The organism is Gracilimonas sp. BCB1 (assembly GCF_040117685.2).
GTDB lineage: Bacteria > Bacteroidota > Rhodothermia > Balneolales > Balneolaceae > Gracilimonas.
Window position 1 is genome coordinate 89,321 of record NZ_JBEDYP020000015.1, and the last position, 24,640, is coordinate 113,960.

Annotated in this window: 27 protein-coding genes; 12 read left to right on the top strand and 15 right to left on the bottom strand. The window is 43.1% G+C overall.

Features of this window, described 5'->3' with window-relative positions:
• Positions 1–2: 2 nt before the first annotated feature.
• The 4 genes from ABFW99_RS12730 to ABFW99_RS12745 all read right to left on the bottom strand — a co-directional run bounded on the left by ABFW99_RS12730 (position 3) and on the right by ABFW99_RS12745 (position 4,643).
• Positions 3–1,940, bottom strand: a complete 1,938-nt coding sequence (locus tag ABFW99_RS12730; protein ID WP_349353809.1) for a peptidylprolyl isomerase — start codon at positions 1,938–1,940, stop codon at positions 3–5.
• A 42-nt stretch (positions 1,941–1,982) separates the two neighbouring features.
• Positions 1,983–3,311: a NupC/NupG family nucleoside CNT transporter gene (locus ABFW99_RS12735; RefSeq protein WP_349353808.1), complete on the bottom strand. Its 1,329-nt coding sequence runs from the start codon at positions 3,309–3,311 to the stop codon at positions 1,983–1,985.
• Positions 3,311–3,985, bottom strand: a complete 675-nt coding sequence (locus ABFW99_RS12740; protein WP_349353807.1) for a thymidine kinase — start codon at positions 3,983–3,985, stop codon at positions 3,311–3,313. The genes ABFW99_RS12735 and ABFW99_RS12740 overlap by 1 nt, the downstream gene beginning before the upstream one ends.
• A gap of 76 nt (positions 3,986–4,061) precedes the next feature.
• Positions 4,062–4,643, bottom strand: a complete 582-nt coding sequence (locus tag ABFW99_RS12745) for a 2'-5' RNA ligase family protein (RefSeq protein ID WP_349353806.1) — start codon at positions 4,641–4,643, stop codon at positions 4,062–4,064.
• A 109-nt stretch (positions 4,644–4,752) separates the two neighbouring features.
• On the opposite strand from ABFW99_RS12745, the gene ABFW99_RS12750 reads away from it, so the two are divergent.
• The 3 genes from ABFW99_RS12750 to ABFW99_RS12760 are packed head-to-tail and all read left to right on the top strand — an operon-like array spanning position 4,753 to position 9,751.
• Positions 4,753–6,774, top strand: coding sequence for an ATP-dependent helicase (locus tag ABFW99_RS12750; RefSeq protein WP_349353805.1), 2,022 nt, complete (start codon positions 4,753–4,755; stop codon positions 6,772–6,774).
• A gap of 47 nt (positions 6,775–6,821) precedes the next feature.
• Positions 6,822–7,208, top strand: coding sequence for a hypothetical protein (locus ABFW99_RS12755; RefSeq protein ID WP_349353804.1), 387 nt, complete (start codon positions 6,822–6,824; stop codon positions 7,206–7,208).
• Positions 7,142–9,751: a hypothetical protein gene (locus ABFW99_RS12760; RefSeq protein ID WP_349353803.1), complete on the top strand. Its 2,610-nt coding sequence runs from the start codon at positions 7,142–7,144 to the stop codon at positions 9,749–9,751. The genes ABFW99_RS12755 and ABFW99_RS12760 overlap by 67 nt, the downstream gene beginning before the upstream one ends.
• A 12-nt stretch (positions 9,752–9,763) precedes the next feature.
• Here the strand turns inward: ABFW99_RS12760 and ABFW99_RS12765 are convergent, their stop codons facing one another.
• Entirely contained in the window at positions 9,764–10,009 is a 246-nt protein-coding gene (locus ABFW99_RS12765; RefSeq protein ID WP_349353802.1) for a hypothetical protein, read from the bottom strand.
• Between the two features lie 66 nt (positions 10,010–10,075).
• Between ABFW99_RS12765 and der the strand changes: the two genes are divergently transcribed.
• The 6 genes from der to ABFW99_RS12795 all read left to right on the top strand — a co-directional run bounded on the left by der (position 10,076) and on the right by ABFW99_RS12795 (position 14,371).
• The gene (gene der / locus ABFW99_RS12770) at positions 10,076–11,386 is read left to right on the top strand and encodes a ribosome biogenesis GTPase Der (protein ID WP_349353801.1); all 1,311 of its coding nucleotides are present in this window, start codon (positions 10,076–10,078) and stop codon (positions 11,384–11,386) included.
• Between the two features lie 89 nt (positions 11,387–11,475).
• Positions 11,476–12,165, top strand: coding sequence for a NuoI/complex I 23 kDa subunit family protein (locus ABFW99_RS12775; protein WP_349353800.1), 690 nt, complete (start codon positions 11,476–11,478; stop codon positions 12,163–12,165).
• Positions 12,166–12,178: 13 nt separating this feature from the next.
• Positions 12,179–12,709 carry a hypothetical protein gene (locus ABFW99_RS12780; protein WP_349353799.1) on the top strand — a complete coding sequence of 177 codons (531 nt, stop codon included), beginning with the start codon at positions 12,179–12,181 and terminating at the stop codon, positions 12,707–12,709.
• Positions 12,709–13,314, top strand: coding sequence for a hypothetical protein (locus tag ABFW99_RS12785; protein ID WP_349353798.1), 606 nt, complete (start codon positions 12,709–12,711; stop codon positions 13,312–13,314). Before ABFW99_RS12780 ends, ABFW99_RS12785 begins: the two co-directional genes overlap by 1 nt.
• A gap of 11 nt (positions 13,315–13,325) precedes the next feature.
• A complete protein-coding gene (locus ABFW99_RS12790) occupies positions 13,326–13,778 on the top strand; it encodes a redoxin domain-containing protein (protein ID WP_349353797.1) in 453 nt (150 codons plus the stop codon).
• 224 nt (positions 13,779–14,002) lie between these two features.
• Positions 14,003–14,371: a response regulator gene (locus ABFW99_RS12795; protein WP_349353796.1), complete on the top strand. Its 369-nt coding sequence runs from the start codon at positions 14,003–14,005 to the stop codon at positions 14,369–14,371.
• A 57-nt stretch (positions 14,372–14,428) separates the two neighbouring features.
• Here ABFW99_RS12795 and ABFW99_RS12800 read toward each other — a convergent pair whose 3' ends face one another.
• The 6 genes from ABFW99_RS12800 to ABFW99_RS12825 form a co-directional block, all read right to left on the bottom strand.
• The gene (locus ABFW99_RS12800) at positions 14,429–15,112 is read right to left on the bottom strand and encodes an energy transducer TonB (RefSeq protein WP_349353795.1); all 684 of its coding nucleotides are present in this window, start codon (positions 15,110–15,112) and stop codon (positions 14,429–14,431) included.
• 81 nt (positions 15,113–15,193) lie between these two features.
• Complete coding sequence (locus tag ABFW99_RS12805; protein WP_349353794.1) at positions 15,194–16,084, bottom strand: diacylglycerol/lipid kinase family protein; 891 nt, start codon at positions 16,082–16,084, stop codon at positions 15,194–15,196.
• Positions 16,081–16,428, bottom strand: a complete 348-nt coding sequence (locus ABFW99_RS12810) for a DUF952 domain-containing protein (protein ID WP_349353793.1) — start codon at positions 16,426–16,428, stop codon at positions 16,081–16,083. The genes ABFW99_RS12805 and ABFW99_RS12810 overlap by 4 nt, the downstream gene beginning before the upstream one ends.
• 12 nt (positions 16,429–16,440) lie before the next feature.
• A complete protein-coding gene (locus ABFW99_RS12815; RefSeq protein ID WP_349353792.1) occupies positions 16,441–17,385 on the bottom strand; it encodes a succinylglutamate desuccinylase/aspartoacylase family protein in 945 nt (314 codons plus the stop codon).
• Complete coding sequence (gene rimK, locus ABFW99_RS12820; RefSeq protein WP_349353791.1) at positions 17,378–18,301, bottom strand: 30S ribosomal protein S6--L-glutamate ligase; 924 nt, start codon at positions 18,299–18,301, stop codon at positions 17,378–17,380. The genes ABFW99_RS12815 and rimK overlap by 8 nt, the downstream gene beginning before the upstream one ends.
• Positions 18,302–18,304: 3 nt before the next feature.
• Positions 18,305–18,760: an ATP-dependent zinc protease family protein gene (locus tag ABFW99_RS12825; protein WP_349353790.1), complete on the bottom strand. Its 456-nt coding sequence runs from the start codon at positions 18,758–18,760 to the stop codon at positions 18,305–18,307.
• Between the two features lie 111 nt (positions 18,761–18,871).
• Here ABFW99_RS12825 and ABFW99_RS12830 point away from each other — a divergent pair, with 111 nt between their 5' ends.
• From ABFW99_RS12830 to ABFW99_RS12840, 3 genes are read left to right on the top strand one after another with little or no spacing between them, the layout of a single operon-like run.
• On the top strand, positions 18,872–19,720 hold the full coding sequence (locus ABFW99_RS12830; protein ID WP_349353789.1) for a 5'-nucleotidase, lipoprotein e(P4) family: 849 nt from the start codon (positions 18,872–18,874) through the stop codon (positions 19,718–19,720).
• Positions 19,721–19,770: 50 nt separating this feature from the next.
• Positions 19,771–20,313, top strand: coding sequence for a hypothetical protein (locus tag ABFW99_RS12835; RefSeq protein ID WP_349353788.1), 543 nt, complete (start codon positions 19,771–19,773; stop codon positions 20,311–20,313).
• Between the two features lie 3 nt (positions 20,314–20,316).
• Complete coding sequence (locus ABFW99_RS12840; protein ID WP_349353787.1) at positions 20,317–21,393, top strand: alanine racemase; 1,077 nt, start codon at positions 20,317–20,319, stop codon at positions 21,391–21,393.
• Between the two features lie 214 nt (positions 21,394–21,607).
• On the opposite strand, the gene ABFW99_RS12845 is transcribed toward ABFW99_RS12840, so the two are convergent.
• The 4 genes from ABFW99_RS12845 to ABFW99_RS12860 form a co-directional block, all read right to left on the bottom strand.
• Entirely contained in the window at positions 21,608–22,339 is a 732-nt protein-coding gene (locus ABFW99_RS12845) for an NAD(P)-binding oxidoreductase (RefSeq protein ID WP_349353786.1), read from the bottom strand.
• A gap of 76 nt (positions 22,340–22,415) precedes the next feature.
• The gene (locus ABFW99_RS12850) at positions 22,416–23,093 is read right to left on the bottom strand and encodes a hypothetical protein (protein WP_349353785.1); all 678 of its coding nucleotides are present in this window, start codon (positions 23,091–23,093) and stop codon (positions 22,416–22,418) included.
• A 110-nt stretch (positions 23,094–23,203) separates the two neighbouring features.
• A complete protein-coding gene (locus tag ABFW99_RS12855; RefSeq protein ID WP_349353784.1) occupies positions 23,204–23,953 on the bottom strand; it encodes a VOC family protein in 750 nt (249 codons plus the stop codon).
• A 121-nt stretch (positions 23,954–24,074) separates the two neighbouring features.
• Entirely contained in the window at positions 24,075–24,593 is a 519-nt protein-coding gene (locus ABFW99_RS12860; protein ID WP_349353783.1) for a hypothetical protein, read from the bottom strand.
• Between the last annotated feature and the right edge of the window lie 47 nt (positions 24,594–24,640).

Genomic DNA, 24,640 nt, shown 5'->3' on the forward strand with positions numbered 1-24,640 from the left:
AGTTATGCGTCTTTATCGTAAGCTTTACGAAGCTTTTTAACGTAAACTTTCACGCTATATTTGTCACGGAGTTGCTGTAGCCACTCTTTTTCACGCTGCGGTTGAAATTCAGCCAGAATACGATTGAAGGCTTCATCAAAAGTCATATTTCGAGCCGGAAGACGATCTTCGAGCCAGAATATTCCGCGTATGTTGTTGTAATCAAAAATTTCAGAAAAACTGTCAATTTCCATTTCACTGAGTCGGTCAAATGGTTCTTGTGTAAAGTTAGTGGTGGAATCTACAGAAACTCCTATTCTGTCAATTCTGAACTTCACACTGTCTGGAGAGCCGCCGTTATTGACAAAGTCTTTAGCTTTCGTCAGAATTGAATCATGGCGGGACGTCATCAAATAGTAGAAGGGACGCTCCGGGTACTGATACTTTTTGATGTTCTCCTCATAAATTGATTGAAGCCGGGAGGTATCAACAGTGGCCGGGCTCCATACATTCTTTTCATTGATATTATAGACCACCAAACCATTCAGGTAGCTTTCTGATTGTTTTTCAAATTCAGGGTACTTATCAAGGGTCATTTCAATGATGTTTTCATCTACAACTTTTCGAGCAAATTCATCCAGCAGATTACTTCGGTAAGCATTGGCTTTTCTTTTGCCATAGGTATTATGGATAAAACCATGGTAATCGTCTATAGTGTAATTTTGCCCATTGAAAGTGTACACTGTTTCTTCTCCCAGTCCGGCCGGTTCAGGCAGGGTAGAAATGGCTACAGTATCAAAAGCTAATACCCATTTTTTGTACAGGTCTTCATTCCCAGAGTGCTTTTCAGCATTAAACTGCTTCTGAAGAAATTCTACAACGAATTGGTTGCTTTCTTCGAAGTAGGGGGTATCACCCAGTTGCTCCATCAAAGCCTGGTTCCGATCTTCTTCTGAAGCATACGTTTCAACTGAATCAATTTTAAAAATATGATAACCATAGTTGGTTTTAACCGGCTCAGAGTAAGGCTCGGAGGGATCCTGACCGGCAATAGCTTCAACAAAATCCATAGCAAAATTCTGGCGGTAACTAACCCACCCGATTCGCCCATTGCTTCTTTTGGAGGCACCATCTTCGGTAAATTGGTTTAGGACCATGTTCCAGGGCTTTCCGTCTTCCAGAGCATCATATGCGCTATAAATTTTATCGTAAGCAGTAGAATCCCCGGTTCCGCGAACAAAAATATGGTTAACAAGTCGTGCTGGTGTCCGTTCTCTTTTATCCTGCAGCAATACAATATGGTATCCGAACTGTGTTTTGAAGGGCTCTGATAATTCCCCTACTTCAAGTCCATACACCACATCTTCGAATTCCTGAACCGTTCGGCCTACGGATATCCAGGGAATATCGCCGCCCATACTGCGTCCGCCTCTTACGGTAGAATACTTTTCATTCACTTCATCCAGCGGCACACCGTCATTGATTTCTTTTCGTGCTTGTTCCAGCTTTGATAATGCCTCATCTACCTGCTGCTGAGGGGCATCAGGGGCAACTGCAACCAGAATATGGTAGGTTTTAAGTTCCATTTCTGCCCGTTTTTTGAACTCATCAAAAGCAGCGGGTTTAATTTCATTCTCCAGCCAGTAAGCATAAGCAGCCTGCTTTACATACGATTCATGCTCAGCTACCATAGCTGAATCCTCATAATATCCCTGATCTTTGGCAGCGAGTAATTTAGCTTTATAATCGAGATAAATAGGGAGGAAGCTTTCAAGATCTTCCAGCGTTGGCTCTTCAGAAGAACCACTACTGTAGTTTTTTTTCAGTTCAGCATAGGTTACTTCCTGTTTACCGACTTTTCCAACAACGGTTTTATCATTTTTTGCTTGCCCAAATACCAAAGAAGGGGCAACACATAGTAGAAACAGACAAAAGAATAATCGATATGTTTTGTTCGCCATTGCGAATAATGATTTAGTTTTCTTGATGGTTAGTTGTTCTGATTAAAAGAGCATTCCTGCGAAGGTAGCCGTCATTAAGTTAGCTAAAGTTCCCGCAAAAACAGCCTTAATTCCAAATTTTGCCAATTCTGATTTTCTGCTGGGGGCCAATCCTCCGATGCCTCCGATTTGAATGGCTATGGAAGAAAAATTAGCAAAACCACACAACGCAAAAGTTGCCATCGCTATTGTTTTTGGCGATAGCGTTGCTGCACTTACACCTTCAGCTAATTTCAGGTAAGCCACAAACTCATTTAATACAATCTTGGTACCCAAAAGTGAACCCATATTTACGGCATCAGACCAGGGTACCCCAATCAGCCAGGCAATAGGAGCAAACAACCACCCCAACATCATTTCTATGGTGAGGCTTTCACCCAGTAGTCCGGTAACCCCGGTGATATCACTTCCCCAGCCCAAAATACCATTAAACATGGCGAGCAGTGCAATAAAGGCTAACAACATGGCACCAACATTTAGTGCAAGCTGAAGACCGGTACCGGCACCAGAGGCTGCTGCATCGATTCCGTTGGCATCCGTTTTTTCAACATTCATGGAAACATCTCCCTTGGTGACGGGTTCGCCTTCTTCAGGAAATAATATTTTGGCAATTACCAGTGCTGCCGGGGCAGCCATTAAACTTGCTCCAAGAAGTCGCTCAGCAAAAAGCTGCTGGGCAACCTGGATCTCTAATCCATTGGCTTCAGCAAACGGAGCCCCCAACATGGCTACATAGGCTGCCATTACGCCACCGGCAATGGTAGCCATTCCACCTGTCATCACCACAAAGAGCTCAGATTTGGTCATTTTCTTGATAAAAGGCTCAATCACCAGAGGGGCCTCTGTTTGTCCCACAAAAATATTAGACACCACCGATAACGTTTCTGCACCGGAAGTACCTAGTAGCTTCTGCATCCCTTTGGATACCATTCTTACAATGAACTGCAATATCCCGTAGTGGTACATAATGGCGGTTAATGAAGCAAAGAAGACAATTGTGGGAAGTACCTGGAAAGCGAAAAAGACCCCAAGGCTGTCTTCATACTCCGGGCCATGACCTAACCTTCCGAAAATGAACGAGGCTCCTTCTGTTGTGTAATTAAGTACAACTACAAAAAAACTGGCAATCTTCTGAAACAGAATCATAGGCCAGCCCAAAGGCCCCCAAAAACCGGCCAATACATCCGCCTTCAGAATGAAAATGGCCAGGATAAACTGAATTCCTATCCCAATCCCAACAAGTTTCCAGTTTATATTTTTTTTGCTGTTGCTAAAAACGAATGCAAGCCCAAGCAGGCTTACAATTCCAATGATACCGCGTATAATATCCATTAGTTGTGTTCTGAGTTTATTTCTGTAGTTTCGTCAGTAGATTCTTCTTCAGTTTCTTTTACAGCCGGGTTCATGAATGGCTTAATGGGCCTGCCGCGACGTCGGTCAACGGGAGGGCGGAAGCAGTGCCGGGCACGGGGTTCATAAGCATCATATTCGCCAACCAAAACCTGACCTTCTTTTTCAACTACTCGCTGAGAGTAGTGAGCCATGGTGCCACTTTCAGCACAAACAGCGTGTAGTTTGGTTACATATTCAGCTATCGCCAGAAGATAGGGCATAGGACCAAAAGGCTGGCCTTTAAAATCCATATCCAGTCCGGCTACAATAACGCGCTTACCATCGTTGGCGAGGGTATTGGCAACATCCACAACCCGATCATCAAAAAACTGCGCTTCATCAATACAAACAACACGGGCATCTCCGGTAAGCAAAACGATCTGATCGGCGGTATCTACTAAAATACTGGGGAGAGCGGTTTCATTATGAGATACAACTTCGTTCTCGCTGTACCTTTTGTCGAGAGCGGGTTTCACCACCACAACTTTTTGTCCTGCAATATGCGCTCGCTTTGCCCGGCGAATCAGTTCTTCGGTTTTTCCGCTAAACATGCCGCCGCAAACGACTTCAATCCATCCAAATTCCCGCGGTGCTAACGAAGGTTCGTTAATCATCTAATGCTTTACTTATAATTTGAACCCTATAATTTTGAGGACGGAATATATTTGGGTATTCGGACAATTGGAAAAACTAATTCTGAAGATTTATCTGAGAATAGAGCTCATATTTTTCATTTTTATGACTTCTTGTAAGAACGGTCAGTTTTTTTACATCAAAGGTATAGTAAAAGGGCTTTTGCAGGTATCTGTATTTGATTTGCCGGAGTACTCTTGAATCTAAATTTCGGGCGATAGGTAGATGCGGGGTAGTACCGCTGTAAAATTTTGTGGTTTTCACCACTTCCTTTTTTATTGATTTAAACTCATTGATCATAGTATTGAACGGATGAGAAGGTTCGACACCAATATAAAAGGTATTACCAGACTCAAATATTTTGAAGCTTTGAAGTTTCAACTCAAAAGAAGAGAACAGAGAAACCCTTGTTTGAACTTTAGCAAGCACCTCATCCATTCTTTTTTGAGTTACCAAAAAATTACTGACGGTGATATATGCCCTCGACTTTTCAGACTTGAATGAACCAAACTCCTCTTTAAGCTCTTTCTTTAAAATGGTGACGTAATCGGCCACGTTTTTAGGTGGCTCGATAAGAATGAGAAACTCATTCACTCGTAAATCTTCTGTAAACAACGGTAATTGGACTGATTTTGACATAGTAACTCTCCTTTTATTAATTACACATATTATTTACATATATTTCGTTAAGTAGTCAATAGTGGATACATAATTTTTACATATACCTTCAGATTGCTATCTTTGAAGCATGAAAAAGTTTGTACTCAAAAAAGAAGAGCCCAGAAAACGACCCGAAGACTATTCCATTCCGTATGCTGATTTATTGAATAAGCAACAGCTGGATGCTGTTTTTCATGAAAAAGGCCCGGCATTAGTCGTAGCGGGTGCAGGTACGGGAAAAACCCGGACATTAGTCCACCGCGTAGCTCGTTTGGTGGAAAGTGGCATAAAGCCATCCAATATTCTGCTTCTTACCTTTACCCGAAGGGCCGCAAAAGAAATGCTGACCCGGGCCAGTAATATATTGGACGAGCGTTGCAAGCAGGTACAAGGGGGGACTTTTCATTTCTATTGCAGCTTGCTGTTGCACCGGCATGCAGAGATTATTGGTTATCCTTCCAATTTCACCATTATAGATACTGCGGATGCACTGGAGGTTATTCAGTTTGTGCGAACCGAACTGAAGCTGAACAAGAAGAAAAACAGGTTTCCCAACAAAAATACACTGTTGAATATCATCAGTACCTGCATCAATAAACATCTCGATTTGAGGATAGTTTTACAGGAGCAATACCCCCAGTTTCTGGAACAGGAAGAAAAGATTGAGCAGGTGGGATTGGCCTACCAGGAGTACAAGGAGAAGAACTATGTAATGGACTTTGACGATCTTCTCATAAAAACCCGACAATTGCTTACACAGCATGAGGATATACGAATTAAAGTAGCGTCTCAGAATCAGTTTGTAATGGTGGATGAGTTCCAGGACACCAATAAACTACAGGCAGAGTTAACCGGGCTGTTTTCCAGTGTACATGGAAACGTGATGGCGGTTGGAGATGATGCTCAAAGCATCTATTCGTTTCGGGGAGCGGATCACCAAAATATCATGGATTTCCCGGAGCGATTTGAAGGCACCAAACTTATTAAGCTGGAAGAAAATTATCGCTCAACTCCGCAAATTCTGAATGTAGCCAATAACCTGCTTAAACAAGCGAGCTTCAAGTTTGATAAACAGCTTTATTCTGAGATCAAAGACGGGGAATTACCTGCACTGGTGCAATCTTCCAGCGAACACGATCAAAGCCGTTTTATAACACAGGCGGTATTACAGCTTAGGGAGCAGGAGATGGAGCTGAATGAAATGGCGGTGCTGTTCCGTAATGGCCGCGATTCATTTGATCTGGAGGTAGAACTGAACCGCAAAAATATCCCGTTTGTGAAATACGGGGGGCAAAAATTCACCGAGGCTGCGCATATTAAAGATGTGCTGGCTCATATCCGGGTGTTGGTCAATCCTATGGATACAATTGCCTGGAACCGCGTTTTGATGTTGCTGGATGGGATTGGACCAAAAACGGCTCAGGATCTATTTGAATGGATTCGCCTTGCCAAAAATCCATACCGACTGGATCTTTCGGACACCACAAGTCAATCATATATCGATCAGCTTAAAGTACTCAGTAAACTACTGGTCGCGCTGAAAGAAAATGATCATTCAGTGGCTAAAGTTGTAGAGTTAATCGTGGATTATTACCGTGAGTTTTGCAAAGAAAGATATGATGACTATCCAAAGCGCCTTAAAGACTTAGAAGCTTTTGTTAATGTATCCGAGAGCTTTACATCGCTCCCTAAAATGCTGGAAGAACTGGCCCTTGATCCCATCACCGCAACAGCGGTAGATACCGAGCAGAAAACAAAAGAAGAAGCCCCCCTGATTTTAAGCACGATTCATTCTGCAAAAGGACTGGAATGGAAACACGTGTTTATCATTCAGTGCCTGGATGGAATCATACCTTCCGCTTATTCAGTGGAGGATGAAGAGCAGCTGGACGAAGAATTGCGTTTGCTTTACGTTGCTGCAACCCGCGCTAAAGATATGCTGTACTTCAGTTATCCGGTGTTGGCACAATCAGCCTATGGTGACTACTTCACACAACCATCACGTTTTCTTAAAGAAATGAATGACGATTTGGTTGAAGAATGGAAGCTTGTAGAAGAAGAACAACAACAGCAGATTGAGGAAGGAAACCAACAGCAATTGACGGATTAATTTCATTATTTCACCCTGAATCAGAACCGTAATTCAATCACTGATCGTTGTTCAAGAAGTATATACTATTCATCGCTATTTCATTTTCAGTACATCTGGCGTTTGCACAGGGATTTAATTCTTCCAGCGGACGAAATCACCCCGAACTTAATTGGCAGGTAGCTGAAACAGAGCATTTCCTCATTATGTATCCGGAGAGAATTGCCGGAATTGAGAACGAGGCAGCTGCTATTGCAGAGCAAACCTATGAAGCTCTTTCCAAAAACCTTGAAATCACTTTCGATCAAAAAATACGCATTTACCTTTCTGATGAGGATGAAATCAATAACGGCTTCGCAGTTCCATTCAGCCGGCCATACACCAATATTTGGGTAAACTTAAACGATTACAGCGAAATCTGGACGGGCAGGAAAAATGGCTTCGAAAGGTTATAGCGCATGAATTGGCTCATATTTTCCATTTTGAAGCGGTAAAATCACCAATTGGCCTTCTTCAATATACCTTTGCAGATCCATTACCCGGTTTTTGGACGGAAGGACTGGCTCAATATGAAACGGAAAAGTGGGATTCTCAACGGGGCGACCGCTGGCTGCGTAAAGCGATTTTTGATGACGACCTGAACTACCGTTCCGGGCAATCCCTTGAAGACGGCCGTCTGCGTTATGCTCTGGGGAACTCCCAATTGCGCTATTTTACTGAGCAGTATGGTGACACCTCACTTGCAAATCTGTTACAGTATCGGAAAAAGCTATTTGGCCTGATTGAATATCATGATTTTGGCCGTGCCTTTGAGGAAACAGTAGAAGGAGGCTATAGTGGCTTTTATGACAGATGGCGAAAGCATGTAAATGTGTATTACAATACAGTGGCGTCTCAAATGGAACGCACCGATTCTCTTCATGCGGATGAATTCAGTTTTCCCGGTCAATTTTATTTTGATGCCTCAGTAAGTCCGGATGATAGCTTGGTGGCTGTTTTGTCACTCACGTCCATGTCCCGACCGGTACGCAGGTTGTACGTCACTTCAACAGATTCGACCCGGGAGAGCACTCTGATTGGGGAGGGAGCTATTAATTCTGATCTAAACTGGCTGGACCCTCAACGCCTTCTTTATTCAAGAATGGTAAGAGGGAGGCATTCTTCTCTGATCAACGATGTATTTTTGTATGACTTGGAAAAAGAGAAAGAGAGCCGGCTTACCATTAACCGAAAAGCCAAATTCCCGGCTGCCGGTTCATCCAAGAATCAAATTGGGTATATCGTAAATGAAGGTGGGACCGGAAATCTGTTTATCCTAAACCTGAAGAATCAAAAAGAGGAGAAGCTGACCGATTACTCAGGGGATGTGCAGCTCTTATGGCCACTTTGGATTGAGCGTGAAAATGCCTGGCTGGTTCACAGGTTTGCTGAAAATGGAGATCGAAATTTGGTTCTCATTGATCCCGAAACCGGATCAGAGAAAACCATTGACCCGGGACGGGTGGATAACAGAAAGGCCGTTCTAAGTCCGGACGGCAGCAAAATAGCCTACATTTCCCTGCGAGATGAAGTCCCTAATGTTTTTATTTATGATTTTGAATCCGGGGTTGAATCACGGTTTACCAATCTGTTTACAGGAGGGGAAGTATTTGGCTGGGTTTCTGATTTTGACTCAACCGGTGAAGAACATCTGGTTATAGGAGCTTCAGAAGTCCGCACTCAGGATAAATTGCACTTCGTTTCTGCCGGACGGGAAATCTATGAACCTGAACTGAAACGCCCGGAAACTTATTCCAGCTGGAGGTTTCAGTCTCCACCGAATGAAATTCCATCGAACATTACCGCAAATCCTGCATTAATTACCAATCGGTATTCCTACAATTCAATCCAGAATCTGACGCACATTGCTTCTTTTGGATTTCCCTATTATTCCGATGCAAACGACTGGGGGATTTTTGCCACATCCAACTGGACAGAGCCACTGGCAAAACATACCATTTCGGGAGGAGGGTGGCTTTCCATTCCAGACCCGCTGGATAATACCTATGGGGCGCTATCCTATATTAATAATCAGCTTTACCCAACTCTGACTTTTTCTGTATATCAAATACCAGAGAATGGACAGTATTACGGAGAAGAATTCCTGTTCGAGGAATACACCGGAGTGAATATTGCCATAACATGGCCCCTGGATGTTTTTTCTTCTTCCTATCAGAGCAGTAGCTGGTCGGCCAGGCTCCGGCATTATTCAACCGATCCAATGGGAGAAAACCGGTTCACATCAAACCCGAATCTCGCTACTCCACAAAATGCAACGGTTACGGACCTTCAGCTGAACTGGCAAATCAAGAAGCAGCGCCCCTGGAAAAATAACAGCTACCACCCGCTGGATGGAACCGGACTTCGGTTAAGCGTTAAAGCTTCCGAGAAAATATTCGGATCGGATACCCGAACACTCATTTCTGATATTCATGGCTATACCGTTCAGCCTTTTCTTGGTTTGAACAGGATCTTTTTGGAAGGAAGATTTCAATCTCAATGGGGAAATAATCTGCCACAGAACTACATCGGCTTTTCCCGATACGACAATATTAATATCAGCCTGCCCAATGATATTCCACTACAATTCTTTGGTGATAATGAGCGAATCAGGGGATATCGGACCTTTGTAACCGGTAAGCAGGTAGCGTTCGGTAGTGTTGAATACCGAATCCCATTTATACCATCACTACAGACGCAGGTATTGGGTTTCGTTCGGTTGGGAGGAGTAAGCCTTTCACTGTTTTCTGACGGGGGGATTGTATGGAACGCTCGGTCAGAATTCGGTGAAACGGGAACCATTCAGCGATGGGGAGCAGGAGCAGAACTGAAAAACGTAATTTCCATTGCCGGATTATCCATTTCACACGCTTTTGGAGTAGCTCAGCCGGCTCAACAATTATTCACCGATGCTAAATCGGATATTTACTATAGGGTACAAGCCGTGGTGCCTTTTTAATCAGCGTGCAGCTTAATCTTCTTCTTCACGCATGTATTTACGTTGCAGATACATGTCCGCAATTAACCAGATAACTGGGTAGGGTGGGAATAATACGGCTAATATAATCTGCCAGTCTTTACCTTTCTTTTGCCCGCCGTCATAGGGAAGGGAAATACCTGCAATTCCCGCTATCCACAAAATGAAAAAGATAAACAGAGAGAACGCGGTAATGAGCGCGCCGAAGAAACCAAGATTGTCATAAAAGCTTTGAAGCATAGTTAATATAGTGCTGAATAATGCGTACCTTTATTGCTTGTTTAATCTAAGAATCTAAGACTTAAAATGCTCCCAGTAGTTTCCATTGTAGGACGCCCTAACGTTGGTAAATCCACATTATTTAACAGACTCATCGGAACCCGTAAAGCAATTGTTCATGACGAGTATGGTGTAACCAGAGACCGACACTACGGAGAATCGTTCTGGAACGGTCGCGACTTCACCGTAATTGACACCGGGGGATACCTGCCAGACGAAATGAATGTTATGGTTGTTGGAATCCGTGAACAGGTGCACATTGCACTCGAAGAGTCGGATGTGATTTTATTTGTGGTGGATGTAAAGGATGGAATCAACACGCTCGATAAAGCTGTAGCCAATCTATTACGCCAGCAGGATAAACCCGTATTGCTGGTTAGTAACAAAGCTGATAATGAAGAACGACGCATGAACTCAACCGAGTTCTATGAGCTTGGCTTTGAAGAACTGTTTCCTGTGAGCTCTATTAATGGAACAGGGACCGGTAACTTACTGGACCGTGTAGCGGAATTACTGCCGGAAGAAGAAGAGCCGGAAGAGGAGAGTGACATCCCAAAACTAGCTTTTATCGGGCGCCCGAATGTAGGGAAAAGCAGCTTGTTTAATGCTTTATTGAATGACGAAAGGGCTATTGTTACTGACATTGCCGGCACTACCCGTGACTCCATCAACAGTAATCTGGAGTATGACGGGAAAGAATACCTGCTTGTAGATACCGCCGGACTGCGAAAACGCACCAAAGTAAAAGAGAATATTGAGTTCTATAGCACCATTCGGACCGATCGGGCTATCCGTGAGTGCGATATCGCAATCCTCATTGTTGATGCCATGCAGGGCTTCGATGCTCAGGATAAACGGGTAATAAGGGAGGCTGAAAAATTTAATAAGGGGCTTGTCATTGTTCTGAATAAGTGGGACTTAGTTCCTGAGAAAGACACCAACACCGTTCGCGAATTTGAAGATTATATTTACACCACGGTCCCTCAGCTTTATTACGTTCCGATCGTAACCATATCAGCACTGAACAAAACCCGAATTCACCGGGTCTTGAATGTAGCTGATGAGGTCATTGCTGAACGCAGAAAGGAAATCCCTACGCCTGACTTCAATGATTTTCTGGAGCAAATGCTGGGAGAGAAGCCCCTGCCAATGAAAAGGGGACAACAGCTAAAGATTACTTATGCAACCCAGGTAAAAAGTAATCCACCCGTGTTTAAGTTTTTTATGAACAGCCCGCATGAACTCCCTCCGAACTACCGCAAGTACATTGAAAATAAAATCCGGGAACGATTTGGGTTCCTGGGCGTTCCGATTACCATGGTTTTCCGCCAAAAATAAATTAGAAAAGCTCATAAATAACTTTGATGCTAACCCAACAATGGTTTATTTTTGAGTGCTAATACAGACACGAAAACGATTCGAATTGAATGGCTAAGAATCTTGAAAAACCTACAGTAAACGCACTAAGCGATAATTACAAGAATGAGCGAAAGCTCAATTTTCTTGAAAAACTGTATCTGCCTGAGATATTGAAGGGAATGTGGTATTCCTTTAAGCAAATGTTTCAGCCCTCATTTACGCTCAATTATCCGGAAGAAAAGTGGGATCCACCGGCAATTTTCCGGGGTCGTCCGGTTTTGGTTGAAGACCATAATAAAGAGCGTTGCGTAGCTTGTGGATTGTGTGCCCGGGCTTGCCCTCCGCTTGCCATTAGCATGCAGGCCAAAGAGACCGAAGATGAGAAGGAGAGATATCCTGACTTTTTTGAAATTAACATGCTGCGATGCATTTACTGCGGGTATTGCGAAGAGGTTTGCCCGGAAGAAGCTATCGTAATGAGTAAGGATTATGATATTGTATTTGAATCAAGAGAAGATGCCATTTATGATAAAGAGCGTTTACTGGTACCTAAAGAAGACGTAGCTGATCGTCTCGAGTACCTGAAAAAATATAAGAATCGTCAATTTGGTTCTTTCTGGGATTTCCAGGAAGAAAATAACATTCACTCCGTAAGAGATAGAGACAAGGACTGGAATACGGGATTGTCTTTGGTTGATATGATTGAGCAGCAAGAAGAAAACGATTCAACCCCGGCATCTTCCAGCTGGAATACCTAATTACTCTTACAAGATGGATATAAAACAAAGCCAGATTGATTCACTTATCGATGATGTCGCTTACCTTGAACATGAGGCCGAAGCACTCAAATATGTAATTGATTCTGTTCCTTATGATGAAACTCCTCCCGGCCGCAGGTCTATTTCAGAAATTCTTATGTTTCTGGACCATGCTCAACAAAATTATTACCGGGAAGTAATTGAGGATGCTTTCAAGAGTGTAAGACCCATCAACCTGAATGCATACACCGATCCGGAAGAGACTTTTGAGAAAGACGAAGAACTGGCTAAAGACATTCAGAAGCTCCTTTACAAAATTTCAAAACACCGCGTTGCCATCTTAAATTTGATTAAGAACATCAACCTAATTGATTGGGAGAGAGAGATTACCAAAGGCAGGCAAACCATATCACTGTATGAGTTTACCAATCAAATGGTACGAAAAGAACGGGCTACGCTGAAGGAAATAGCTGATCTTGTGCTTACCTATCAAAACAGTAAACAGATGCAGCGGGAGCTGGAAAGCAGAAATCCCGAAAGCTGATGGAACCGGCTAAATGGATTGATTTAGTAGTATCACTTTCCTTTGGAACGGTTTGTTTCCTGTTACTGAAGCGATTTATACAGCGCAGAACCATGCTGGACCTATATTTTAGCCTGGCCGCTTTATTTATTTCCATTCCATACCTGCTTGATCTCTTTCGAATGGAAACACCGATAAACCTTTTTCAGTGGGGAAAGCTGGTGGCTGTTACCTTTTATATCAGTGGACTATTGGTACTTATCAGGGAATCCAAACCTATTTTTGCCCGATTTCCCATGTATCTGACCGCTTTACCGTTTGTAAGTTTTCTTTTTTTCCCACTCATCATCGATTCTATTGTCATAAAGGATCTTATAAACGCAATATACCAGGGAGGGGCGTTGGCCGTAACCGTACTTGTGTTCACGCTTAATCAGGCCCGTAAACGACGAAGAAGGTATTATATCATAGGTCTCAGCAGTATTGGGGTTTCTTACCTTGCATATTGGCTCGTATTTAACAGAACAGCCCCGGATTTAATCTGGATTTCAGAAATATTACTCTCGGTGGGAATTCTTTTCATGACTTATCGATTTATCAAAAGTGAATATTTTAATAACCAATAGCATTTGAGTGCATGGAAACAGCTCCGGATTTCACACTGAAAAACACCAGGAATGAAGACGTATCACTATCCGACTTTAAAGGAGAGAGAAATGTAGTGCTGCTTTTTTTCCCGTTAGCCTTTAGCGGAGTTTGCACTAAAGAGCTTTGTTCTACAAGAGACAACCTGAAAATCTATAATTCTTTGGATGCCGAAGTGCTCGCCATAAGTATAGACAGCTTTTTTACTTTAAAAGCATTCAAGGAAGCACACAATTTGAATTTTTCGCTTCTAAGCGACTTCAATAAGGAAGTAAGCGCAAAGTACGACTCATTATATGACAATTATTTCGGTATGAAAGGTGTATCCAAGCGGTCGGTATTTGTGATTGACAAAGAGGGAAGAGTTGCTCACCGGGAAATTCTGGAAGACTCAGGTAAAATGCCCAACTTATCTAAAGTACAGGAAGTACTGGCTGACCTGTAGCAATCAATTTTACACGGCAAATCTTAGTTTGGATTAAAAAGCATTATTAATAAAGGGAAGAGGACTATATCAAAACAATAACCTTACTTTACATAATATAAATTATACGACTTAAATACGATATTTTAATTACAGTATTATAATTATAAAGAGCTTATAAAATCTTCTTACCTTGTCGATAACATGTTGGCTCGGCTAAATCAAATAAATTATCTTAGCGCGGTATGAAAATTATTATAGTTGAAGACGATAAAGTTCTTTCCCTGCTTCTTTCGAAAATGATCGAACGACTGGACTATGAGGTCATGGAAATTATCACTAAGGGTCAGGAAGCTATCGAAAAAATTGAGGCGCTTAATCCCGACCTTGTTTTAATGGATATTATGCTTGAGGATGAAGTTGATGGCATTGATGCCATGACTGCCCTTCGGGAAAAATCTAATGATGTTCCGGTTATCTATATTACCGGAAATTCCGATCCGCTGAATCGGGAACGAGCTAAAACCACCGACTTTGTAGACTACCTGATTAAGCCGGTAAGTTTTGACGAGTTGAAAAGCACCATCAATCGGCTCGCAGAAAAAGAGTCCTGACATTTCTGCCGGACTCTTTTAACCCTATAGACCTATTAATTTTCCTTTATAAGGATATCAGCTATTAGTTTCCTGTAGTCTGAATGCCACAGGCAGGCTGTATCGCACAATCACCGGCTGGCCTCTTTGTTTTCCCGGCTTGAATTTAACTTGCTTAACTGCTTTAAGTGCCTCTTCATCACATCCGCCTCCAATTCCCCGAACTACCACCGGATCAACAACATTTCCTTCTTTGTCGATGAGGAATTGAACTACTACACGGCCTTCAATTCCTGCTTTAAGTGCCATCTCCGGATAAGTGATGTGCTTTTGAATAGCTGCCAAACCACCTATCAGTTCCGGCATTTGTTCTACCACAACAAAGATTTCCTCTTCTTCTTCCTGCTCAATCATTCTTGGCGGAGGCGGCGGTAGTTCCATGACAGCTGCATCCATATCCAGTTCAGAATCCAGATCTATGAGTTCATCTTCAATGATTTCATCGTTGGGAACTTCAACCGGAATCATCGGTCTTGGTGGTGGTGGCGCCTTAACTTCTTGTTTTGTTTGAACGATCTCCTCCATAAAAACAACTTCCTGCTTAGCAATAAAAGCCTGTTCAGTGTTTTCAGAAGGTTTGATGGTTAGTTTGGATGCGGAAATGAAAATCAGCAGTGAAAGCATGAAGCCAATTTCCAGGCGGACCAAATAGCCTTTTTTCAGATCATTTTTGCGGTCGATTATTTTTACCGGGCCTCTCATAGTATCCTCCTTTGTATTTAGAAGTTACTTAAGAGTACTCCACAATAGTGAAGATTGTATGAAGCGCTTTTCTCTATCCCTTTAAGCGGTGATAACCTTTAAAGCTCCCGGTAAAACTTTAAATGTGTGATGATCATTTTCCGGTACTTGTTCTCCATCAGCATGCGCCTTAAGTACATGCTCGGTGGAAATGGAAACAGAATCAGTAAAAGAATACTCATCTACCATCTGTTTGTTAAAGGAAAATCCGAATGACAACTTCAGGAACTCATAGATAAGCCGGACTCTGGTCACTGATTTCACAACGATAAGCTCAACTTTTCCATCAGAATTTATTGATGAAGGAGAAATTTGGTACTTCCCTCCTTCAGATTTACCATTCGCTACAGCCACCATCCAAACCTCTTGCTCAATGTCATTGGTTTGTCCTGAAATTGAAATTTTGGTTCTTAAGGGCTTGGATTTGATTAAAGCTTTCAATCCACCCATAAAATACCGTAAAAAACCACTCTTAAATCCGGATTTAGACGCATAATAGTTGGTCAGCCCGTCAACCCCAATTCCAAAAGTATTAAGAAAGTAGCCCCAATCACTACTGACAACATCCACCCGCGTTATTTCTTCCCGGCTCAACGCTTCAACATTACGGTCAAAAACATGATCAAGGCCAATACTTTGGGCAAAATCATTTCCGCTGCCCAGGGGTATCACTCCAAGAATGCAGTTGCTACCTACAAGTCCGTTAGCTACCCGGTTTACCGTGCCGTCTCCACCACATGCAATAATATGTGTATGCTCTTCAGCCTTTTGCCGGGCTATTTCTGTAATGGAGTCGTCCTTACTTATATATATGCAGGAAGTACCGGGAAACCTGGCTTTAAGTTCTGATTCTTTGTTTCTGAAGAAAGCTTCAGCACGAAATGCATTGGATGCACAGTTAATGATGAAACAATATGATGGCTTTTTGCTCAATCGAAATGCTTAACGTTGAGAGAGAATTTCCCTTTTTTATCGGACCTTAGCTTAATTTTGTCGATAATAGCATCTATGGAAACTGCTCCCTGAATGGCTGTAAACTTAAAGCCGTCTTCTTTGATATGTTTTATGGGTGTTTGAATTCGTAGCGGATCAAACACGATCAACAGCAGTCGTTCTTCACCTTCAAAGTAATGATTGATCACTTCTTCAGCGTTTTCGCCTGTAAAAGAACGAACATAACCCGACTCTTCGATTGAATCGGGACTAAAGCTTCCGTTATCGGATACATTTTTCCAATCGGAAGGTTTAATGGCGGTAAATAATAGATCTATTTCCAAGGTATCAGTTAGTTATTTGTTATATGCAAAATGAATGAGGGCATCGCCCTTATTTACTACAGGACAGTTATTTAGACCAATCACCATACCGTCATGTGGAGCCACAACGCGTGAGTTTAATTCCCCATACGGATCCTTAATTGAACCCAGCACTTGTCGTTTGTTAAACTCTTCACCAAGCTCGGATTTGGTTATAAATAAACCGGCGTTTTTGGTTCGAATCCATGTAGAATTGTTGAATACTTTTGTGGCATTAGGCTCCGGAGCACTCCTGATCATTCCCAGGTATTTCATGAGCCTTTGGGTGCCCTCAATGCCTTCTTCAATACCGGTTTCGTCATAACGAAGCGATTCTCCGGTTTCATACACCAGAATTTCCTTTCCTTTTTTATGAGCAGCACTTCGGAAGGACTTTGAGATCAGCGAGGAATGCATCATAACCGGAGCTCCCATAGCTGATGCCAGTTCTTTAGCCCTCTTAATTTTGAATGAACAGCGGATTTGTGGGAAATTTGCCCTTGCAGCGCCCCCGGTATGGAAATCAATGCCACAGTCCACTTCAGGTATAATCTCTTTCATGAGTGTATGGGCCAGCAGTTTTGCCAACGAGCCGCCTTTAGCACCGGGAAAACTTCTATTGATATCTTTACCATCCGGCAGACCCCGGGAGTTTTGAATAAAACCGTAAATATTCACAATAGGTATGGCTATAACGGTCCCTTTTTCCGGTACTACAATATCCCGTTCAATCATACGGCGAACGATTTCAACCCCGTTCACTTCATCGCCATGCAGACCACCGGTAAGTAACAAAACCGGACCGTCTTCGGGAGCACGATAAACCAGCACGGGTAAGTCGATACTGGTGTAGGTTGGCAGTCGGGCGATGTTAAGATTTACAATCTTTTGTTCCCCCAGCCCGATTTTCTGCTTATTGATGGTAATAAACTCAGGCATGCTTTTTTGCTTTTTTCTTGCGGGCCGGGTTCTTTTTACGCTCTTCAACCGCTTTTTCTATATAGCGTATGATAGTTGCTGCAATATCCTTTTTAGTTGTTTTCTCAATCCCTTCCAGTCCGGGTGATGAGTTCACTTCCAAAATCAAGGGGCCCCGATCGGATTGCAGCATATCAACACCGGCAATTTGGAGGTCCATGGCTCTTGCTGCTGTAAGAGCAGCCTCTTTTTCGGCTTTGGTCAGTTTGATGAGGGTTCCGCTGCCACCCTGGTGAAGATTGGACCGGAATTCTCCTTCTTTACCCTGCCGTTTCATGGCGCCAACCACTTTACCATCTACCACAAACGCCCGGATATCCGCGCCTTTGGATTCCGAAATAAACTCCTGAACAATCACCCTGGCTTTCATCGCATGAAAAGCTTCAATAATGGATTCAGCAGCCTTTTTTGTGGGCCCCAGTACTACGCCGTGTCCCTGCGTGCCTTCCAGTAATTTCACAATAAGCGGTGCTCCTCCCACCGACTCAATCAGCTTTTTCACCTCTTTGGAATAATTGGTAAACACCGTTTTGGGCAAGCCAACTCCTGAACTTGCCAAAAGCTGCAGGCTTCGCAGCTTATCTCTTGAACGAACCAAAGCTTGCGAATGCACCGCACTGAAAACTTCCATCATTTCGAACTGGCGAACCACCGCTGCACCATAAAAAGTAACAGATGCCCCTATACGCGGGATAATGGCATCCAGGTAATCGATCCTCTCACTTTTATAATAAATTTTGGGATTATCCTGCTCTATCACGATATCGCATTTCAGGTGGTCAATCACTTCCACATCATGTCCTTTTTCTTCGGCAGCTTCCACTAACCGGGATGTAGAATACAGAGATTTGTTCCTGGAAAGAATTCCTATTCTCATTATTTAAGAGTCCTTGTTCTTTAAATTCTTTGAAAGATTTTTACTTGTAACATCCACCATAAAGGGGCCTTTTCTCAGGAATTTTCTACCGATCAACAACGGGTACTTCATGGCAGAACGATCAGTAAGTGAGAATTCGATAGTATAAACAGAACCGAAAAACTCAATCTTAGTCTGAATGAAGTAACGATACTCAATTTCACCGTTCGAACTTTTGACTTCCCGTCTATCAAAGACCGGCATTTCCAGCATCTGCTCATTGTACGCCTCATGGTCAGGATCAAGCATATAAAAACGAATCCACGACTGTCCCTCCTTCTCAAAAGGTTCTAAATGATGACAATGCAAGCTTGACGTAAAAGCCCCGGTATCAATTTTGGCTTCCAAACCGGTAAAATTCCACTCCGGCAAATTTACCAGTTCAATGCGGCCAATAACTTTTTGATTGGATGTATTCATAGGATGTCCAAAAATACAGGTTTTATTCCCCTTATCACATTTCCATTTAAAATTGTTTAGCTCTGGTTTCCTTTTCCTATCTTTGGCAAAAAGTTCAAGGAAAACTTCTTTATGCACTTTCTAAAATACACTCTTATTTTCACGGCCTTTTTCTTTGCTTCCTGTAGCACCGTTCAACAAAGTACGATTAATGATGATCCCACCACCCAAGCCACATTGTGGGTTCAAAATGCAGCTGAGTATAATGCCATTGCTATGCAGACGTACGCTACGGCTATGCGAACCCTTCCCCTTCCACTGGAAGATTCATTCTGGACGGCTTCTTTGAATCAGGAAGAAAACGAGAACTTCATGAAGCTCCCCCCGGCTATCATCATGGATGTGGACGAAACCGTGCTTGATAATTCCCCCTTTCAGGCTCGTATGATAAAACAGGGAAAGGAATTTAATATTGAAGACTGGAACGCCTGGTGTAAGGAAGCCAAAGCCGAGGCAGTGCCCGGAGCGGTGGAATTTGCCAATTATGCAGCCGAACGTGGTGTAACCATTTTCTATATCACCAACCGTGATTACGAAGTGGAAGATGCAACACGCAAAAACCTGATTGAAGAAGGGTTTCCCGTTTCAAATACCATAGATAACATCATGACCAACGGTGAGGAACCCGGCTGGAACTCCTCTAAAACAGAACGCCGACAACAGGTGGAAGAAAATTACCGGGTGGTAATGGTTATCGGGGATGATTTAAATGACTTCCTTCCTGCAAAAGATATCACACAAAAAAAGAGGGCCGAACTGGTTGAGGATAATAGCGAGTGGTTCGGGCGTCGCTGGTTCATTCTTCCCAATCCGGTATATGGATCCTGGGAACAAGCACTTTTTGACTTTGAAGATGGCTTGAGTGAATCAGATCGAGCGGGGATTTTGAATGAACGATTAAATGATAAAAGAAATAATTAAAATTTAAGCAGGTTATCCATAGGATAGCTAACTGTAAATTCTGATGTTATATGAAGTTCTTTTTTTTACTTGCAGCAATTTCCATTTGTGCACATACTGTAGCGTTCTCACAAATAGAATTTGAGGAGCCAAAAGAAGAAATACAGGATCGTAATCCTCCGATATCCTCTGTTTATCTTGATTTGTTAGGAAATGCATATACCTACTCGTTGAATTATGACTACATAGGAAAGGAGAATATCGGATTTCGCTTTGGTATAACTCCTTATTTTGATTTAAGAGACTCAGATGATCTGCCACCCGACCAACGTAACGATAAGTTCTCGCAAAGCTTTTTGTTGGTGGGGATGGGTAACTATTATTTCGGTGATGGTGTCCATCGATTGGAAACGGGGCTTGGAGCCGTGTTGTCGGTCAATGATCAGAACATAAGGCCGGGCCTGCCCGATTACCCTGCATTAACCGGAACAGTCGGTTATCGGATACTCCCAAATAGAGAAAATATTACCATCAGAATCGCATTTACCCCTATTTTGTCCAAGAATAAATTCTACCCACATTTTGGTTTTTCATTCGGATACATTTTTAATTGATTTATGAACTCACCATTTCCTACCCTTTACGTTGACCCCGACATCGTTCGGTCAAATATTGACCGCATGGTTTCAAAAGCTGAAAAAGCCGGAGTCGAATTTCGCCCTCATTTCAAGACACATCAGTCTAAAGCTATCGGAAAATTATTTCGTGAGTTTGGAGTAACCGGGATTACCGTTTCTTCCATAAAAATGGCCGAGTACTTTCTAAGTGATGGATGGGATGATATCACTATTGCATTCCCTGCCAATGTCTTAGCTCATGAATATTATAATAGAATTACCGGCAAGGCTTCGTTAAAAACCCTCGTTATTTCTGAGGATGTAGTTCAAAAACTCGACAGAAAACTGGAACATGAACTCGGGCTCTATATTGAAATTGATCCCGCTTATGGACGAAGTGGCGTTCCGGTTACAGAATTGAAAAGGATCCGATCATTGCTAAAAGCCATCAAGAACTCTGATCACTGCTATCCGGCTGGTTTCTACTGCCATGCCGGGCATACCTATAAGGCACGTTCTAAAGATGAAGTTGAGACAATAAGCAAAGAAGCCCTTCAGGGACTGGAAGCAATACAGGAGCATTTCCCCGACCTCCCCATTTGTTTTGGTGATACCCCCTCCTGCAGCGTGCTGGATGAATTCGGCCCCGTCACCCAGATCAGCCCCGGCAACTTTGTGTTTTACGACTGGATGCAGGTGCAAATCGGCTCCTGCTCACCCAATGAAATTGCGGTGTATATGGAATGCCCGGTGATCGAAAAGTTCAGCGACCGCAATCAGGTTTTGATTCATGGCGGAGCCGTACATTTCTCCAAAGATTCCGTTCAGGTAGGTGACTACCTCAGTTACGGCGAGCCCATGCTGAAGTATTTATCGGAAGAAACCTATGTGAAGAGCCTTTCTCAGGAACATGGCATCATACAATGCAGCCCGGATGTGTTCAGTAAGCTGAATGTAGGTGAAACCATCCAAATATTCCCTATCCACTCCTGCCTTACCGCCGATTTGATGCGGGAATACCACACCAAAGACGGACAAGTACTCGATCATATGAATGGGCAGCAGGTTGGTCCTTAAATCAGGTACTTTTTGAACCTTGATCTGTGGGATTAGTCAGATGAGCAGGATTTTTTCTTAGCCTTTTCATTCTCCCTACCTACTCCTGGTCACTAAGCCCCCACTCCTGGTCACCAAGCTCCAGCTTGGTGACAAAATTCCGGAAGCTCCTGCTTCCAATCCAACAAATCGCAAATCGCTCATCGGTCCATAGATCATTCGCAAATCAAACCAACTACACCTGTGCACGATTATAAATAACCGGCATCTGCCCTTTCCATGTAGTCCATAACCCGGTATCCAGGCTTAACTCCGACATAAAATCAGCTACATTAATCCTGCTTGTTTGTCCGGCATCAAAAATGGGATTTCTGATTGGTGAAATGTGAATATCATACTCACTTACCTGCTCTTCGTCAATCAGTCCATCGGGGCGAACAATAACCCATTCCAACTTTTCGTGGCTTTGGCCTACTTGAAGACGAAGTACATCCGCGGCCTGTTCATTATCCACATGAGGAGGCAGAATGAGTCGCAATAAAGCAATCACCAATCGTTGTGAAAAAGGCGGCTTCTCAGGAATATCCCGGTTGCTGTTTCCGGTGGTATTCATCAACACTATTTTGATTTTTTGATCAGCAGAACCAAGCTCAACGGCCCGGGCCACTTTCGCTACCGCATCGGTGACTAATCGGCGCGGGTGTCCATATATTCCTTTGAAGGATACGTTATGGCCAAGGCATGAGAAAACGGAAGTACAGCCCGAAAGCACATACGCCAATTCTTCATCCGGCATTGAGGATATTTCAGCTTCCACGACTTCGAGTAAATTGGAAGAATCTTCGATGTTAGCGATAGATTCTGCTTTGCGAACTACCGCTTTTACCTCTACCCCTTTGTCCAACAGTGATTTCACCAATAACCGTCCGGTGGCCCCGCTGGCCCCTAATACTAATGCTTTATTCATGTCTTTCTTTTGTGATGATGGAAAAGGCTGACTACGCAGGAAACCCGAAAAGGTTTAACTACCTCTGCCACTGCTATCAATCTTCAACATGATATTCACAGCTTACCGATGGATTAAACGGCATAAAGAGTCCGTGCTCATTTTCCTTGTACAGCCACATGTGGAGATCATAATGGGGTTCAAATTTATGGGCTTCATCAGCTTCGGTTTCGGGATTGTCAACCATAGCAAAATAATCGATGCCCATGAAATCGGGGCGTGCTTCATTTCCTGCCTCATGCCACCCTTTTTGGAAAACCAGGTTCTCGATAGCTACTAACTGCATGGAGCCATCTCCCATGGGTTCATAAATCAAAATAGCCGGATTGTTGAAATCGGTATGAAGGCCATTCCCATCAACTCGTTCGGTTCCGGGAATAAGCCCCAGTAAATCGGGGCGAACATAGTGAACACCCATTGCACCGGTAAATTCGGGCCATCCCATCATCGGACCTGTATCGCAAATGTTAAACGGGTCTCTGACATATCCCTCCTTCAGCGCTACTTCCACATCCTGAAATCGTTTGGTAGCGTGATATACTTCTATAAGTTTTTCAGCCATTTCAGCATTCTTATCAAATGCATTCTGAATGACAGCTGCTACACTTTTATTTTCAACGGAGTTAATCGAATTCTGGGCCTGTACGAAATATGAACCCGGTATTAACAGGCAAAGCGTGGTGATTAAAACACCGGTAGATTTATTGAGACGCATATATATCCCCCATTATTTTATTGGTTTCCCTTTAGAAAAGCATGTTAGAAGGGATTATTACGAATCTTAATTAATTCAGGAAAGATTTACAAAAGCAAAGATGGGCTACATCAATTACCGTCCTGCAAGGCTATGTAGACACCAACGGGATCCTTAATAACGGCGTGTCCGGCCTCCGTCTCTTCCTTAATGATCTCACCGCCGCCCTCTCGAACCTGGCGAAGGCTCTCTTCGAAGTCACCGACCGGCAAACTAAGTATCCAGACGGAAGGAATACCCTCGTTCTCGTCATTCTCAGGGTAGATTTCTGCTGCGGCAACACCATCAGGCCGCCGCATGTCAAATCCATCTTGTTTGTCGGCTGGGGCCGCTGACCAACCAACAACCTGCTCGTAGAATTCGCAGATCGACGAAACGTCTGAGGCCACAAGTGAAAGCCAGGATATGCAACCGATGGGATTGGAATGACTTGAATTATCCGGATCGTCATCAACAGCGGGGATTACCCCGAATGCAGCACCAGCGGGGTCAACCAGAACGGCCCACTGACTCAGCCCGTCATCGCCTTTGGCATGCATCAGCTCCTGCCCTCCGAGTTCGAGCGTACGATCTGCACTTGCAGCTACATCGGAAACCTGGATGTGCGGCATCCATTGCAGTGGCAGGGCTTCGTATTCAGGTGATCGCTCCCCCAAGCCTATCACCGGAGTTCCCTGGTTGTTGGTCAAATCGTCTTGCCAGAGTGGCGTCGAACCGGTCGTTAGAACCTTCGAGTAGAAACGGAGTTCCCGCTCATGCTCCGGTACGGCTATATCTGCACTTAGTACTCCCCCAACACCGTGTAAGAATGGATTTCGCATGATTACCTCATTTGGTTTAGAGTTGGCAAGATTTAAAACTGGGGTTTAACGACCCGGCGTTTAAGCGGCGAGTCTGGTTATTAAAGTTTCGAACCCTAACCGAGTCCGCTTGAAACGCTTGTTAGTGGTATGATTTGCTAAGGATTTCATCCAATTGATATATCATTACAGGAGCTAGGTCTTTTAAATAATCAATCGATTCTTGATCCAATTTTTCTCCATGAATAGCTCGAGAACTCATGGTATAAACATGTCTTAAGGCTTCAGCCATATTTTCGTTGATGATCTTGTCTTCTTGAAGGTACCAAATTACACGTGAAGGAGGTTGAAACCTTTCTCTTATGTCAGGATAATATTGGCGAATTTTTGATGCGACTTCCATCAGTTTTAATTCAAGAGCATACCTAATCTTGAACATCTCCATAGTTTGATCTGAGAAACCCAGACTATCTAAAGTGTTTTCAAGTTCATTTTTTGGTTCATCTTTTGAGGATTCAATGATTTCTTTTAGTTCATCCTTTGTAATTAAAGAAGAACCAAGGTTAGATAGATCAATGCTTGGATTAAAACTTACAGTATTTGTGATCTCTGATCTAAGATTAAGAATTTCATGCCTCAAGTCATTTTTCAGTTCCTTCAAATCCGTTTTAAAACTAAATCCTAAAAAATTGATTTCACTAAACAATG